The sequence below is a fragment of the Aestuariimicrobium sp. Y1814 genome (assembly GCF_050113895.1).
GTDB lineage: Bacteria > Actinomycetota > Actinomycetes > Propionibacteriales > Propionibacteriaceae > Aestuariimicrobium.
Genome location: NZ_JBNJRW010000016.1, coordinates 1 through 14,447 on the forward strand (window position 1 = coordinate 1; position 14,447 = coordinate 14,447).

At 68.8% G+C, this 14,447-nt stretch carries 13 protein-coding genes; all 13 read right to left on the reverse strand.

Annotated elements, in window-relative coordinates:
* Positions 1-28: 28 nt before the first annotated feature.
* The 13 genes from hpf to ACQE3C_RS14160 all read right to left on the reverse strand — a co-directional run bounded on the left by hpf (position 29) and on the right by ACQE3C_RS14160 (position 13,500).
* Positions 29-661: a ribosome hibernation-promoting factor, HPF/YfiA family gene (gene hpf / locus ACQE3C_RS14100; RefSeq protein ID WP_434539784.1), complete on the reverse strand. Its 633-nt coding sequence runs from the start codon at positions 659-661 to the stop codon at positions 29-31.
* Between the two features lie 195 nt (positions 662-856).
* Positions 857-1,519: a ComF family protein gene (locus tag ACQE3C_RS14105; protein WP_434539785.1), complete on the reverse strand. Its 663-nt coding sequence runs from the start codon at positions 1,517-1,519 to the stop codon at positions 857-859.
* Position 1,520: 1 nt separating this feature from the next.
* Positions 1,521-3,278: an LpqB family beta-propeller domain-containing protein gene (locus tag ACQE3C_RS14110; RefSeq protein WP_434539786.1), complete on the reverse strand. Its 1,758-nt coding sequence runs from the start codon at positions 3,276-3,278 to the stop codon at positions 1,521-1,523.
* Positions 3,275-4,987: an MtrAB system histidine kinase MtrB gene (gene mtrB / locus ACQE3C_RS14115; RefSeq protein ID WP_434539787.1), complete on the reverse strand. Its 1,713-nt coding sequence runs from the start codon at positions 4,985-4,987 to the stop codon at positions 3,275-3,277. The genes ACQE3C_RS14110 and mtrB overlap by 4 nt, the downstream gene beginning before the upstream one ends.
* 20 nt (positions 4,988-5,007) lie before the next feature.
* Complete coding sequence (gene mtrA / locus ACQE3C_RS14120; protein WP_434539788.1) at positions 5,008-5,712, reverse strand: MtrAB system response regulator MtrA; 705 nt, start codon at positions 5,710-5,712, stop codon at positions 5,008-5,010.
* A gap of 86 nt (positions 5,713-5,798) precedes the next feature.
* Entirely contained in the window at positions 5,799-6,686 is an 888-nt protein-coding gene (locus tag ACQE3C_RS14125; protein ID WP_434539789.1) for a hypothetical protein, read from the reverse strand.
* On the reverse strand, positions 6,686-7,690 hold the full coding sequence (locus ACQE3C_RS14130; protein ID WP_434539790.1) for a hypothetical protein: 1,005 nt from the start codon (positions 7,688-7,690) through the stop codon (positions 6,686-6,688). Before ACQE3C_RS14130 ends, ACQE3C_RS14125 begins: the two co-directional genes overlap by 1 nt.
* A gap of 40 nt (positions 7,691-7,730) precedes the next feature.
* Positions 7,731-8,579, reverse strand: a complete 849-nt coding sequence (locus ACQE3C_RS14135; protein ID WP_434539791.1) for a hypothetical protein — start codon at positions 8,577-8,579, stop codon at positions 7,731-7,733.
* An 81-nt stretch (positions 8,580-8,660) separates the two neighbouring features.
* Positions 8,661-9,572 (reverse strand): hypothetical protein, encoded by a 912-nt coding sequence (locus ACQE3C_RS14140; RefSeq protein WP_434539792.1) that lies wholly within the window; start codon positions 9,570-9,572, stop codon positions 8,661-8,663.
* Positions 9,573-9,816: 244 nt separating this feature from the next.
* Positions 9,817-10,782: a hypothetical protein gene (locus ACQE3C_RS14145; RefSeq protein ID WP_434539793.1), complete on the reverse strand. Its 966-nt coding sequence runs from the start codon at positions 10,780-10,782 to the stop codon at positions 9,817-9,819.
* A gap of 11 nt (positions 10,783-10,793) precedes the next feature.
* Positions 10,794-12,059, reverse strand: a complete 1,266-nt coding sequence (locus ACQE3C_RS14150; protein WP_434539794.1) for a hypothetical protein — start codon at positions 12,057-12,059, stop codon at positions 10,794-10,796.
* A 14-nt stretch (positions 12,060-12,073) separates the two neighbouring features.
* Positions 12,074-12,790, reverse strand: coding sequence for a hypothetical protein (locus ACQE3C_RS14155; protein WP_434539795.1), 717 nt, complete (start codon positions 12,788-12,790; stop codon positions 12,074-12,076).
* A gap of 149 nt (positions 12,791-12,939) precedes the next feature.
* Positions 12,940-13,500 carry a YqgE/AlgH family protein gene (locus ACQE3C_RS14160; protein WP_434539822.1) on the reverse strand — a complete coding sequence of 187 codons (561 nt, stop codon included), beginning with the start codon at positions 13,498-13,500 and terminating at the stop codon, positions 12,940-12,942.
* Positions 13,501-14,447: the final 947 nt, after the last annotated feature.

The following is a 14,447-nucleotide window of genomic DNA, read 5'->3' on the forward strand; positions in this document are numbered from 1 at the left end:
CCACCGCTGGGTGGGTGCTCGTGGCTGGTCAGCTCACGTTGAGGTGGATCACTCCGTAGTCGTAGGCCTTGCGGCGGTAGACGACACTGGGGCGCCCCGAGGCGGCGTCCTGGTAGAGGAAGAAGTCGTGGCCGACCAGTTCCATCTCGTCGAGGGCCTGGTCAAGGGTGAGCGGGGTGGCTGGGAACTCCTTCTCGCGCACGACCAGCGGGCCGTCGCCGGTGACCTCGATGCCGGCCACGACGTGGCGGTCGACGCCGTTCTCGCTGACCCCTTCGTCCTCGTCGGAGGGCAGCAGCAGGGTGTCGAGAGGTGCGCCGGGCTGGGCCGGGCCGCCGTGGTGGTGGCGCAGGCCCTTGCGGTGCTTGCGCCGGTCGCTGGCCCGGCGCAACTGTGACTTGAGCCGTTCCATGGCCTTCTCGAAGGCAACCATCTTGTCCTCGGCAGTGGCTTCTGCCCTGACGACCGGTCCCTTGCTGCGAAGGGTGATCTCGGCCTCGACTGCGTCATCGGGTGAGCCCTTGGTCTCGTTCACGGTGAACTCGACCTCCACTCGCTGGACGCGGTCCTTGAACCGCTCAACGGTGGCGATGCGCTCGGTGACCTGTTCACGAATGGCGTCACTGATGTGGCAGTGGCGTCCACTCACGATGATGTCCATGGCGACCTCCTGGAATATGGCAGCAGCATCGATGCCGCTGCTCGGCGGGGCCGGCGGGCCTGCCCTGTCGGCGTGGGAACCCGCGGGCACACAAAAGGTACGCACCCCACACCTCGACCTGAGCCCTGGTGATTGATGGGTCGTACCATGACCCAACGTTACCGCCCTGTCATAGGGAATTCACTCATTCACCCTCTATTTCGCGCCGGGCCCACGAGTCGACCCGCGGACGGGGATGCGTTTCTCGGTGATGGCCACCACGACCGCCCCGGCGACCTTCCAGCCGGCCCGCCGCAGGGCCCGCCTGGCCTCGAGCACGGTGGCGGCAGTGGTGCAGATGTCGTCGACGACCACCGCCGTTGCGGGCCCCGACCCGGGCGGGTCGGCCAGCATGCTGGCGTGCTGGTTGACCAGGCGGTCCTCGTGGTCGAGCCCGGCCTGGTCGGCGACCCGGCGCGAGCGGTGCAGGGCCGCCACCACCCGGTCACCCGGGCGGGCAGCAGCCCTGGCCAGGGCCGCCGAGTGGTCGAAGCCGCGGCGGCGCACCGAGGCGGGCAGCGAGGGTGCTGGCACCAGCGCCACCCCCGCCGGCGCGACCAGGTCGAGCGCCCGACCCAGGCCTGGCCCGCAGACCTTCGCCACCGACCAGGCCCCGCCGTCCTTCAATGCCCTGACCATCGCCCCGCCCACGCCTTCGTAGGCGCACAGCCCCACCACGTGCAGCCCTTCAGGGCTGAGCTGCAGCTGCGGACTGCTGACCTCGCGGCGGCAGCTGGAGCAGGTCCCCCACCGGGCCCGACCGCACCCGGGGCAACTGGCACCCAGCAGCAGGTCGGCCAGCGCATCGATCGTGCGCACCTCAACCAGCCAGGCTCAACGCGGTCAGCTCACCGGCCAACCGTTGCCACCGGTAGACGCCCTCGAGCCGGTAGACCTCACCGGCATCACTCAGGAACCCGGCCGAGGTGCCGACCCTGCGTGGGAAGGCGGTGATCATGGTGGGCTGGCCACCGCCACCGGCGGGGCCGAGATTCTCCACCGAGGCCCCGTCGCCGCGGACGCGGTAGACGTTGAAGGCGCTGGTCGAGTCGGTGGCGGCCACCAGCAGCAGCGATTCGGTGTCCGACCAGGCCACGTCACGGGTGGCCGTCAGCGGCCCGGACGAGGAGGTCACCTGCAGCACACGCCAACCGTCGACCACCAGCGAGTCGGTCCCCCGCACCCGCATCATGCCCAGTTGGATGTTCTCGCCCTGCCTGACCACCAGCGCGATGCGCGTCCGGTCGGGTGAGACCCGGAACGACAGCACCGTGCGACCGGCCAGGTCGGGCAGGCCGACCTGGGTCACCGTGCCGCCGGCCGAGACCACGACCAGGGTGGGCTGACCGCTGGCGTGGTCGATCGTCCACGTCGACCGGTCGGGCATCACCTGCGGGCGCACCAGGTCGACCCCCGTGTGCACCTGGGTCACCGCGGCCCCCTCCGGTGCGCCCAGGTAGAGCGCTGTGCGTTGCCGGTTGACCATCCCGATCCAGTCAGCCGATCGGTGCAGCGCGAACTGGCCCGGTTCGTCGCCCCAGCCCCCCGCGCCGAAGGCCCCGCCCAGCGGACGGAAGCGCCGCTCGTCGTCCGACTCGATGACCCCCATCAGGCCGTCCTGGACGGCATACACTGCGGAATCGGTCTGGTCGTCCAGCAGCCGGAACTGGGGGAAGGAGGCGACTGTGACCACGCCGTCGGGGTCCTGGCCCGGGATCTGCCAGGGCTGCCCGTTCATGCGCACCCGGATGCCGTCGACCTGGTCGAACCTGGCCAGGGTGGCGGCGATCTGGGCCGCCAGCTGGATGCGCTGCACGTCGGCCAGCGGCAGGATCTGGTCGGTCAGGGAGACCTCGGCGATGCCGTCGGTGACGGTCACGGCGTTGACACTCAACCGGGTGTCACCGGGAATGGCGGAGGTCACCGCCGGCGCCAACCAGGGTGAGGGGCCGGCCAGCAGTGCCTTGACCGCCGCCGTGGGGGTGAGTTCCCCGACGTGCAGGTAGACCGGCTCCTGGACGTAGCGACCCCCGTCGGCGGTCAGGAAGGTGACCTGCAGGGGGTAGTAGTAGCGGTCGAAGACGTAGCGCGCGATCAGCAGCCCGTCCGGGGGGTTGGCGATGCGCCACTCCCCCTCGACCTCGGCCATCGCGAAATCGTGGACGAGCTGGTCCTGGGAGGCGCTGTAACGACCCTCGGCGTCCAGCCGTCCGACCACGGGCACGTTGAGGGAGGCTGAGGTGTCGGTGGTGACCGGTTTGCTGTTCTCGGACTGGTAGATGGTGGTGCCGCTGTCGGGGTTCCACACCTTCTGCGCCGAGGGGGTGAGGTAGAGCCGGGCCGAGGCGAAGTTCGCCTCACCGGTGCTCATGGCCGCCAGGAAGCCCGCCAGGATCCGCTCCGGGTCGGCACCCGGCTCGGGCGGCTGCGGGTCGATCTCGACCCCACCGGTGGCGGTCGCGGTCGGCGAGGGACCGACCTGCTGCACGGGTCCCTGGGTGGCGATGTTGGCGCAACCGGCCAGCACCATGCCCAGCAGCAGGGCGAGCAGGGCCGTCCAAGGGGGTCGACGGGTCATGGCAGCACCTCCGGGGCGCGGGTGGCCACGGCGGGCTGGTCACGCCCGGGCCCGTCCTCGTCGGCGCGCTCGTCGGGACGGTCCTGGTCAGCGGGACGATCCGGGGCAGCGGGACCATCGTCGGTGTGCCCGGGGGCGGGCAGGGCGTGGGGGCCCGGCGGCGGGTCGGGCAGGGCGGTGTAGTCGTGTGGCGCCAGCGACAGCGGGGACGAATGCAGCACCCCTCCGGCGCGGCGCGGTAGCGTGAGCCGGAACTGGGCGCCGCGGCCGGGCCGGCCCCAGGCCGCGAGCCAGCCGCGGTGCAGGTGGGCGTCCTCCATGGCGATGGACAGGCCCAGCCCGGTGCCGCCCACCAGCCGTGCCCGGCTGGGGTCGCCGCGCCAGAAGCGGTGGAAGACATCACGCACCTGGCTGGCGTGCAGCCCCACGCCGTGGTCGCGCACCGTGATGGCGACGGCATGCTCGTCGGTGGCGACGGTGACGGTGATCGGCCTGCCCTCACCGTGCTCGATGGCATTGGTGATCAGGTTGCGCAGGATCCGGCGGATGCGGCGGGAGTCGACTTCGGCACTGGCCTGGCCGCGTGCCTCGACGACGAGGTCGGAGCCCACCGAGGCGGCGAAGGCAGCCTGGGCGTCCACCTCGTCACGGACCAGGCTGACCAGGTCCACCTCGTCGACGCTGAGGACGGCGGCACCGGCGTCGAACCGTGAGATCTCGAGCAGGTCGCCCAGCAGGTCCTCGAAGCGGTCGAGTTCGTTGTGCAGCAGTTCACTGGCCCGGCGCAGGGACGGGTCGAGTTCGTGGCGGGCCTCGTAGATCATCTCGGCGGCCATCCGGACCGTGGTCAGCGGGGTGCGCAGTTCGTGGCTCACGTCGGCGACGAACTGTTGCTGCACCCGGGAGAGGTCCTCCAACTGGCCGATCTGGGTCTGCAACTCGGTGGCCATGTGGTTCATCGACTTCGCCAGGCTGGCCAGGTCGTCGGAGCCGCGCACCTCCATGCGCTGGTCCAGGTTGCCCTCGGCGAGCTGGCCGGCCGTCACACTGGCCTGCCGGATCGGTCGCACGACCTGCCGGGAGACCAGCACAGAGATGCCGGTGAGCAGCATCAGCAGCAGACCACCGGTAGTCAGCACGGCGCGCTGCAGCAGTTCGACGGTGGCCTGCTCACGTTCCATGGGGAAGACGAAGTAGACCGGGTAGACGTCGACGCTGTTGGGGCTCAGCAGCAGCCCGCCGACCACCAGCCCGGGCACCGGTTCACGCTCGGGGTCGCTGAAGACCACCTCGGTGGGCGTCACGAACATGCCCTGCCCCTCACGCAGGACGGTGGCCGACATCGCGGCGGGGACGGACTCGGCGCGGATGCCGGGCGCGACGAAGCCCGAGACGGGGCCCTGGATGACCAGGTAGTACTGGTTCGGCTGGGAGCCGATCTCGTCGGCGAGCTGGCCGAACCGGTCGTAGAGGGAGGCGTTCTGCAGGTCGGCGTCACGCAACTGCTGCTGCATGCGTTCCAGGGCCACACTGGCCTCGGCGACCGCGGTTTCGCGTTTGCCCTGCTGGATGCCGTCGCTGGCCTGCCGCATCAGGAAGGCGCCACCGACCAGCAGCACCAGCACCGAGCCGACCAGGGTCGACCCAACGATGCGCAGCGGCAGCGACGACCACCACCACCGCAGTGGTCCGGCCAGCAGGCGCTTCATGATCGGCGTCAGTCCTGCGGTCAGCCGGCGGTGGCCGGCTCACCCGCCTTGTAGCCGATGCCGCGCACGGTCACCACGATCTCGGGTCGTTCCGGGTCCTTCTCGATCTTGGAGCGCAGCCGCTGCACGTGGACGTTGACCAGTCGGGTGTCGGCGGCGTGGCGGTAGCCCCAGACCTCCTCGAGCAGCACGTCGCGGCTGAAGACCTGCTGGGGTCGGCGAGCCAGGGCCAGCAGCAGGTCGAACTCCAGCGGGGTCAGCGAGATTTCCTGGTTGCCCCGCTTGACGGTGTGGCTGCGGGTGCTGATGGTGAGGTCGCCGATGTCGTAGCTGTCCTGCACCGCGCCCTCGGACTCGAGGCGGCGCAGCCGCGTGCGGATCCTGGCCAGCAGCTCCTTGGGCTTGAACGGCTTGGAGACGTAGTCGTCGGCGCCGGCCTCGAGCCCGGTGACCACGTCACGGGTGTCCGTGCGTGCGGTGAGCATGATGATCGGCACACCCGATTCCAGACGGATGTCACGACAGATCTGCACCCCGTCGCGGCCCGGCAGCATCAGGTCGAGCAGCACCAGGTCGGGTTTGGTCTCGCGGAACACCTGCAGTGCCTGCAGGCCCGTGTTGCACCAACTCGCCTCGAATCCCTCCTGGACCAGGACGATCTGCAGCATCTCTGCCAGGGCAGCATCGTCGTCCACCACCAGGACGTGGTGCCGAGCCTCCACCATGCTCCACCTTTCGTCGGACCACCGGACTACCGGACGACCGCAGTCCGGATGACGACCATGGTAACCGGGTGGGACGACACGAGGGGTCAGCGCAGCTTGACGCCGCGCTGGTAGGCCTGGGTGGTGGCGGTGGCCACATGACCCTCGTGGCTACCCAGCGACTCCAGCGTGGACTCGGCGGCCTCCTGGGCGATGGCCCGCGGCCAGCCCCCGTGCGGCTTCAGCATCGCCGGTGACTCCTCCACCGTCTTGATGGAGTCGCCGAGGCCGACCGCGGTCTGCCCCCATTCCGCGCCGTCCACGATGGTCTGGATCCAGGTGTTGAGCTGGCGGATGTGGTCCAGCGCGTTGTAGGAGGCCGTGTAGTAGTAGCCCTTCAACGAGCCGGAACCGAAGCCCAACCAGCTGGTCGATCGCCCCTCGTACTCCCCGGGGTTGGTCTCGTCCTTGATGGTGGCCGCGACCGCATCGATGCTGTCGCGGGTCACCGCGTAGATGGCGGTGTTGAGGGTGGCGACCTGCTGGGTGGCCTCGTAGTTGGCCAGGGCCACCCCATGCAGTTCCTGCAGCGCCGCCAGCTGCGCCGGCAGCACCTGGTGGTAGGTCTTGCCGCCCACCGACTCCCAGTTCAGGGTGGTGAGCCGGTCCCCGATGTCCTGGCGCAGGCTCTCGACCTCGGTCATGATGGCGAACCACTCCTGGTGGTGGTTGTCCATCAGGTTGTCCACGACGCGCTTCTTCGGGTCGTAGTGGGTGAAGTAGATGTCCTTCAGCGCCGACATGGCGGCCCTCAGGTTCTGCTCCAACTGGCCGACCTCGCGGCGGAACCGCTTCTTGTCGGCGCAGTGGCGCCAGTCGAGCTTGCTCAGCGCCCTGTCGGCGGGGGCCTTCTCGGTCCACCAGGTGTTCTGCAGTTGGGCCTCCAGGCCCAGCACGGACGCGTAGACCTCTTCGACGGTCGTCCAACTGTTCATCACTGCATCTCCTGGGTGATCGCGAAGGTCTGGGAAGCGTTCAGCTGCTCGGTCTGGCGGTAGGCCCTGGCATCGGCGACGAGGTTGTCGCTGATCACCCCGAACTCGGCGCTGGCACTGGTCGACCATGCCGTGATGGCCGAGGTCATCTCGTTGTACTGGCCGTTCGGCCCGGTGACGAAGCCGAACTCCTCGGTCGTGGTCGCCCGGGCGTTCGCGCGGGCGAGCACCGCCGACATCCGGTCGGACATGGTGGCCCACTCCTTGGCACCGGTGTCCAGCTCGGTGGTGTCCACGTCAATGTCGCCGGGGCCCCCGGTCTGGGCCCCACCGAACGGGTCCTTGGGCCCAGAGCCACCGGTGCCGGGGTTGGTGGTGGATCCGGGCCACGTGTCTGGAATCCCGTCTCCGTCGGTGTCGATGCCCCCACCGGGCCACTTGTCGGGGATGCCATCACCGTCGGTGTCGATCCCACCGTTGGAGAAGGTGTCGGGGATGCCGTCGCCATCGGTGTCGACGCCGTCGAGCCCGCCACCGGACCCTGCCGCGAAGGTGCCACCGCCGATACCGCCGGCGCCGAGGCCACCACCACCGAGGCCGGCGCCACCGATACCACCGCCACCGGGGGCGCCGATACCACCGGGCCCACCGCCGCTGATGCCGGCACCGGCCGGGGTCGTGCCCGGCATCCCACCGCCGGCGAAGGTCCCGGCCCGTGCACCGGCACCGAAGCCACCCATCCCGCCGGCCCCGAGCCCACCGCCGAGTCCACCGGCGGCACCGGCCCCGGCAGCGCCACCGGCGCCACCCATGCCCATCGGGGGCATCATCATCGGGCTGCCACCGCCGGATCGTCCTCGTCCGCCGACTTCACGGTTGGGGTCGATGCGCTGCTCGTCGTGGTCGATGTCGTGCAGCCAGTCGTCGGTGTCGGCTGAGTAGCCCTGTACGCCCGACCTGGTGGCGCGCTTGTTCATGTCCTCTTCCGGACCCCGGTCAGTCACCGTGTTCTCCTCAGCGTCGTGTGCGTGTGGTGGATGAATGTCAGTAGAAGCCGCGGCGCATCATCGCCAGCGTCTCGTTGCGCAACCCGGCCAGTTCGTTGACCAGCTTCTCCCGCTCACCGACGATGACCTCGGCGGGCACGAACCGTCGGCGGGCGTCCGCGTGGGCCTCGACGACGGCGTCGCTGATCTCCTTGATGCGGGCGGTCCGCAGCCAGGTCGGGTCGAACTGCACCCCGTCCAGTTGGCCGACCAGGTTCAACTTCAGCTGCACCCGGCCGTGCAGGGCGACCCCGATCGTCTCCTCGCCCTGCAGCTGCGGGTGTCCGCCGTCACCGAGGGCCTCCAGCTGCCGGCGCACCTCGTCGCTGCGCTCGCGGATCCGGTCCAGTGCTTCGAAGGACAGCGGCTCGGCGGCCTCGCGCTCCGGTTCGTAGTAGTTCAGGGTCCGGCGCTGCTGCAGGCGGTGGTAGTTGTTGATCAGCATGAACACCACGCCGAAGGACTGCTGCAGGGTCTGCTCCCCCAGCCGGGTACGCCAGTGGATCGACAGCCGGACGCGTTCGATCAGGGCGTCATCGTCGACCCAGACCCGGACGACCCCGAGTTGGTCGGGGAAACCCATCTCCTTGACCCAGGCCTGCGACTCGTCGACCTCGTCGTCCTCGTCGCTGGACAGCCCCGGGTCGTCGTCGGCCAGGTAGTCGTCGGCAGGGTCATCGCCATCGCGAAGACTGTCGACACCCTCGTCCGAACCGGGGGAACCGTACCTGTCGACCCCCGGGTCGGGCTCCTCGGCCGCGTCAGGGTAGTGACCGACCCGTTCGAGGCCGTCGTCCTCCTCACCGACATCATCGGCATCCCAGGCGCCTCGACCGCTGCTGTTCACGGGTCCATTCTCAATGATCAGCGGGTCATCTTCAGCGGGTTCGGCAACACAGTCACCAAACCCGGACGACCAGGGCTGCGCTCAGAGGACTTCCGACCAGATCGGGGCCTTCGCCGACACCCCGGAGGCCACGGTCATCTGCACCTTCAACTCGCCGTCGGTGAGCAGCACGGTGAAGTCGCCGATGTCGTTGAGCGTGATCCCCAGCTTCTCGGCACCCGAGGCCAGCGCCGCCAGGATCTTCGCCCCGCTCACCTGCTCGAGGTCGAAGTCCTCGTCCGAGAATGCCCCCGAGGAACTGGTGCAGGAGGAGTAGTTCAGGATCGGCCGATCGGGGGTCGACTCGGCATGACGCGAGCTGGTGATCCAGCAGGGCTCGCCGGTTGCTGAGGTCTGCTGCGGCGAGGTGAACCGCAGCGTGTAGGCCGGGTTCACGCTGGCCGTGCGGGGGGTGAGGAAGACCAGGTCGGAGGAGGTCTGCCCGTGCACGGCGCGCACTTCGGCCAGCACCCGGTCGATGGTCGCCTCGTCCCACTCGGTGATGCCGGTGACCTCCTGGTCGTCGATCCAGACCGACTTGAACGACCAGTCGCCGCAGCCGATCTGCTGCACCACCGCGCCACCGATCGTGGGCATGATCCTGCCGCCGTAGCGACCCTCGTTGCACGAGTCCTCGACGGCTGCCAGCCGTGAGGTGAAGGCGTCCAGCTGGAGCTCGCCGACGGGGCGCTGCGGGATCCAGCCCTCGCCCATCGAGTCAGGCTGGGTCTGCACGTCATCGTTCTTGACCCGGGTGGCGGTGAAGTACTGGTTGCCCTGGCTGTAGTCCAACCACAGCTGGTTGCTGGTGATGCTGACCCGACCCACCTCGCTGATGCCACCCTGCTCGGCGGCCGCACTGACCCGTTCGCCGGGGGCGCCGAGGGCGCCGGTGCACCCGGCCATCACCACCAGTGCCAGTGCTGCCGCAGCCACCGTTCGCAGATGCCTCATGTGTCCCCCGTCGTCTCGCTGTTGGTCGGGTGCAATCCTGCCACCGCCGCGGTTCACCTGCGCGCCTCGCACACCCCATCCGCGTCTGCAGGCCGGGTGCCGATCCGCATCTGCAGGCCGCGGCGGATGGGGGTTGCAGACGTGGGACGAAGACGAGAGTGGACGATCGTGGGGACGCAGCAGGGCCGGCCCCGCGGGTGCGGGACCGGCCCTGGTGTGGCTCAGCGATGGTGCGAGATCAGCCTCAGCCGAAGATGCCGCCGCGGTTGTTGAGGTCGACCCCCTCATCGACCGTCTGGCCACTCGTGGAGCCCCGCGTGCCAGTGTGGCTGGTCTGGTCGTCAACGTTGGCGTCAGCGGTGACCACCGACCGCGGCTCGGGCCACTGGCCGGCGGGCTTCAGGTTCGCCACCGACCCCTGGGTCTGCGGGATGTCATCGGCCACCTGATAGGCACCCGTGCTCCACTCGCCCTGGGTGGTCAGAAAGGTGTTCAACCACGACTCGAGACCCTCCAGGTTCGCCTTCGCAGTGGCCGAACGGGTGTAGTACTCATACGAGACACAACCGTTCGACTCGACGGACGAGCCGTGGTCCGACCAGTACTCCAAGTTCTTGACCGGCGTGTTGGCCTTCACCCTGATCGGCTCCTCGATGTTGATCAGCGACTGGTACAGCGAGTAGAAGATCGCGGCATTGATGGCCGCGGCGCTGGTCAGCACGTTGGTGGCCCGGTAGCACAGTTCCTCGAACTCGTAGAGGGCCTTGCTCTGGGTCGGCAGGGCGGCCTTGTACTCCTGGGCGCCCTGGGACTGCCAGCTGTCCTCGTTGATGTGCTTCTGCACATGGCCCTGGATGGTGTCGAGTTCGATGCCCGACTGGGACCACTGCGCCGACAGGTCGTTGACCAGGGTCTGGATCACCTGCGACTTGGGCTGGAACTGGGTGTCGAAGGTGTTCCAGATGTTCGACAGGGCAGTGTCGGCGCCGTTCTTGATGGCGTTGGCCTGCTCCTCGAAGGCACCCCGGTCGGGGCACTGGGCGGTGTCCGCACCCTGCGCTGCCTCCTGGTCGTCCTTCTGCTTGCAGGTGGTCACGTAGCCCCGGATCCGGGTGAGCACCGCGTGGATTGCGGAGGTGCCGTAGTAGCTGACGGTGCTCGATCCGCCTTCGGGGAGGGTGACGGTGATGGTCTGCAGCGTTTCAGTCATGCGTCTGCTCCTCAGGAGTTGATCGTGCGGGTCTCGTCGATGGCGGCGGAAGCGTGGTCGATGTACCCCGCCGCGTCAGCGGTCAGCTTCTCGGCGATCTCGGCGAAGGCCGCGCTGCCGTTGGTGCCCCAGTCGTTCATGGTGGACTGCAGCCCGTTGTAGTTCGGGCCGATGATGTCCTGGGCGAAGCCCAGTTCGGTGCCCTGGCTCGCCAGCTGCGCGATGGTGGACGTGGTGGTGGTCAGGTCCTGAGACAGGCCGTTCCAACCGGTGGCCGTGGCCCCCAGCGCATCGGTGTCGACCGCCGTGGTGCCGTAGTCGCCGGCACCACCACCGCCGAAGCCACCACCGCCGCCGAGGCCCGAGGTGTCCGGGCTCGGGGTGGTCGGGGTCGGGAAGTTCCCGGTCACGCCGCTGGTGTCGGGGGACGACAGGTCCGGCGAGGTCGGGGGGACGCCCGTGGGGAGGCCGTTCGGGTTGACCGTGTTCGGCGTCTTGATGTCGTTGCCGAGATCGGGGTAGTTCGGCCCGTTCGGGGTGGAGTCGAGGTGGTCGGGAATGCCGTCACCGTCAGAGTCGACATCGCTGTTCGGCCAGGTGTTGTTGCCGTCGTTGCCCCAGTTGTTGTTGCCATCGGGCCAGGTGTTGTCACCGTTGTTGGTGCCGTTGGGCCAGGAGTCAGGGATGCCGTCACCATCGGTGTCGATGCCACCGTTGGGCCAGGAGTCAGGGATGCCGTCACCATCGGTGTCGATACCGCCGTTGGCGAAGGTGTCGGGGATGCCGTCACCGTCGGTGTCGATGCCGCCGTAGCCGCCACCGGAGCCGGCAGCGAAGGTACCGCCACCCAGGCCACCCGCAGGCAGGCCACCGCCCAGGCCACCGGCACCGAGACCACCGGCCGCACCGATCCCGGCGCCGCCACCCAGACCGCCACCGGCACCCAGGCCACCGCCGGCACCTATACCTGCGCCACCGCCCAGACCGGCACCGGCACCACCGGCGCCCATGCCACCGGGAGCGACACCACCGGGCATCATGCCCATGCGCCCGGCGCCACCGGCGCCCGCACCACCGGCACCCATGCCCATCGGGGGCATCATCATGGGCGAACCGCCGCCGCCACCCTTGCCCTTGCCACCGGCACCGCCGCTGGGGTCAATCAGGCCTTCGTAGATGTCCAGGTCACCCAACTCGTCGTCGGACTCGGCACGGTAGCCGTCGACGCCGCTCTCCTGGGCGCGCTTGAGCTTGTCTTCCTCGTTCCGGTTATTCATTGGTGAACCCTCCATCACTTGAATCCTCGTCTCATCATCGCCAGGGTCTCGTTGCGAAGTTCTCTCAGTTCGGCCTGCACCCGGTCCCGTTCACCTTCCACGTAGGTGGAGGGCACGAAGTTGGCCCGGGCATCGGCGTGGGCGCGGACGACAGCGTCGGTGATCTGCCGGATCCGCGACTCCTCCAGCTTGGGCGTGTTGAAGATGATCCGCCCCAGCTGGCCGTGTTCGGTCAGTTCGATGGCCGCCAGCTTGTCCGGGGACTCCCCCAGCGCGCACTTGCCCTCCCAGTGGCCGGCGCCGCCGTCACCCATGGCTTCGAGCCGCTGGGTGAGGTTGGCCATCTCACGGGTCAGGGTGTCCAGCCGTTCCCAGGACAGCGGGTACTTGGCCTGGTGGTTGTTGTCCTGCTCCAGCGCCGACTTCGCCTCGACCGGGAAGTAGCTGTTGACCAGCGCGAACGCCTGGGCGAAGGGCATCGACAGGTGCACCTTCTTGCCCAGCTTCTCACGCCACGAGGCGCTCACGCGCACCTTGGTGATCAGCCCGGTCTCATCAGTCCACACGCGGCACACGCCGTAGCCGTCCGGGAACCCCAGACCGGGGTGCCAGGTCTCGTCGGCACGGCTCAGGACGTCGATGTCCTCGTCGACCTCTTCGGGTTGGGCACCGAAGGTTCCCACCGGTGCTGCCATGGGGTCGAGATCATCCACGAAGTCGTCGAATCCCACGCCCTCCACCTCCCGCCATGTCGTCACTCGACACCTTTCGTCTGAGTACCTGACCCCATGCAACCAGATGCCGGGGTCATCGTTTCCACGTGCTGGGACGTGTCGGACCCTCGTCCGGTTCCCCAGAAGTTCCGAAGAATCTGCTGGGCTCAGTTGAGCTCGGGGTCCTCGGTGTAGGTCGAGAACCAGGCCGTCTCGCCGCCTTGGCGACGCAGCACCCGACGCCACAGGTTTTCCTGGTCGGCGCCGAAGACGTCAGCCTCGGTGGACGGGAACCGGTGCCACGAACCCTGCAGCATCTCCCCCTCCAACTGGCCCGCCTCCCAGCCGGCATAGCCGGCGAAGATGCGCAGGTCGGAGTAGGCACCCTCAGCGATCTCCACCGGGGTGTCGAGGTGCAGCAGGCCGATGTCCTTGCGCACCCGGCGCCATCCCGGGGGGTCCTCATGGGGGTTGGACAGCCGCGCCACGCACACCGCGCCGTTCGGCGAGACGGGGCCACCGGCGAACAGCACCTGCGGCGGACTCACCAGGCCCGCCCACTGCGGCAGCACCTCGTCCAGGTCTGCGGGGGCCAACCGGTTCAGGACCACTCCGAGTGCGCCGCTCTCGTCCGCATCGAGCAAATAGATCACGGTCTGCTTGAAGTAGCCACCCCCGTGCGCGGCGGTGGCCACCAGCAGCTCTCCTGCGCTGGGTCCGGCTGGCATCGTCACGTTCCCATCCTTCCACGTCCCGGCAAGGTCGACGGCTGGAGCGGCCCTCGTCGGCGGGAACGACGCTGCCCCGGATCCGTGGGGATCCGGGGCAGCAGACTCAGCAGGTGTGTACGTGGAGCTCAGGGGGCACGTGTCGAACTCCGCGCCTTCAGGAATCACCTGGTGATGACGGGCTGGCTCCTGGCGGCGTGAGGGGCGACCGGTGCGCGACTGGCGGTCGAGGACGTCCAGGTCGTTGCAACCCGGTAGAGCGGCCTGCGGCACATAGCGCGGTTCTCTTCTCAGGGCAGGACCCCCTCCGGGAAGACAGCAGGCCTGCTCGCTCGGGCAGGGCAATCGGTCAGGCCGGGTGGTCGATGGCGCTCGTTACCGGTGCGGTGGCGCGGGCCGCCGGCTTTGCTGTAACACCGGCTGCGAGTCGTGTGCACTGTTGTGTGTGAAGTTTGTGCAGTTTGCTGCACTACTTTCCCGCGCGCCCGGGAGGAAGTACAGGGGGAAACTGCACAAACTTCACAACCCCTGGTCAGAGGGCATCTTGCCTCCAGGGTCTCCTGCACACCCCATCGACCACCCCTGCTGACCGCCTCGTCTACTGAATGAGTGGGGTCCCTCCTGATGGGGAGGATCTCTCGACTGGAGAGGGCGGGCCCGCAGCGTGCCCTCGGCCGAGCGAAGCGCAGATGCCGCCGTCGCGCGAGGCCGAAGACCTGCAAGTTAGCCCATGCCTGGGGTAGCGCAGGGTTGACAGGGGTGCTAGGCTCGTTCCTATACCGCCGACGAGCCCTGAGGGGTTGCGGCGGGCCGCCTGGCGTCCGACCTGGGCGGCACCACAGTAGATCTTCTGGTCCTCCTGTCGGCGTGAGGGGACTCGGGGCTTGAACGCCCTGACGTGAAGCTTCCGAAGGCTTCACGCGCGTATTCGTCTTGATCGGGATTCG

Bases quoted from the DNA above. Each gene is read 5' to 3' on its own strand.
- ACQE3C_RS14145 (WP_434539793.1), bottom strand. From the start codon at position 10,782: ATGACTGAAACGCTGCAGACCATCACCGTCACCCTCCCCGAAGGCGGA.
- hpf (WP_434539784.1), bottom strand. From the start codon at position 661: ATGGACATCATCGTGAGTGGACGCCACTGCCACATCAGTGACGCCATT.
- ACQE3C_RS14125 (WP_434539789.1), bottom strand. From the start codon at position 6,686: ATGAACAGTTGGACGACCGTCGAAGAGGTCTACGCGTCCGTGCTGGGC.
- ACQE3C_RS14150 (WP_434539794.1), bottom strand. From the start codon at position 12,059: ATGAATAACCGGAACGAGGAAGACAAGCTCAAGCGCGCCCAGGAGAGC.
- mtrB (WP_434539787.1), bottom strand. From the start codon at position 4,987: ATGAAGCGCCTGCTGGCCGGACCACTGCGGTGGTGGTGGTCGTCGCTG.
- ACQE3C_RS14140 (WP_434539792.1), bottom strand. From the start codon at position 9,572: ATGAGGCATCTGCGAACGGTGGCTGCGGCAGCACTGGCACTGGTGGTG.
- ACQE3C_RS14110 (WP_434539786.1), bottom strand. From the start codon at position 3,278: ATGACCCGTCGACCCCCTTGGACGGCCCTGCTCGCCCTGCTGCTGGGC.
- ACQE3C_RS14160 (WP_434539822.1), bottom strand. From the start codon at position 13,500: ATGCCAGCCGGACCCAGCGCAGGAGAGCTGCTGGTGGCCACCGCCGCG.
- mtrA (WP_434539788.1), bottom strand. From the start codon at position 5,712: ATGGTGGAGGCTCGGCACCACGTCCTGGTGGTGGACGACGATGCTGCC.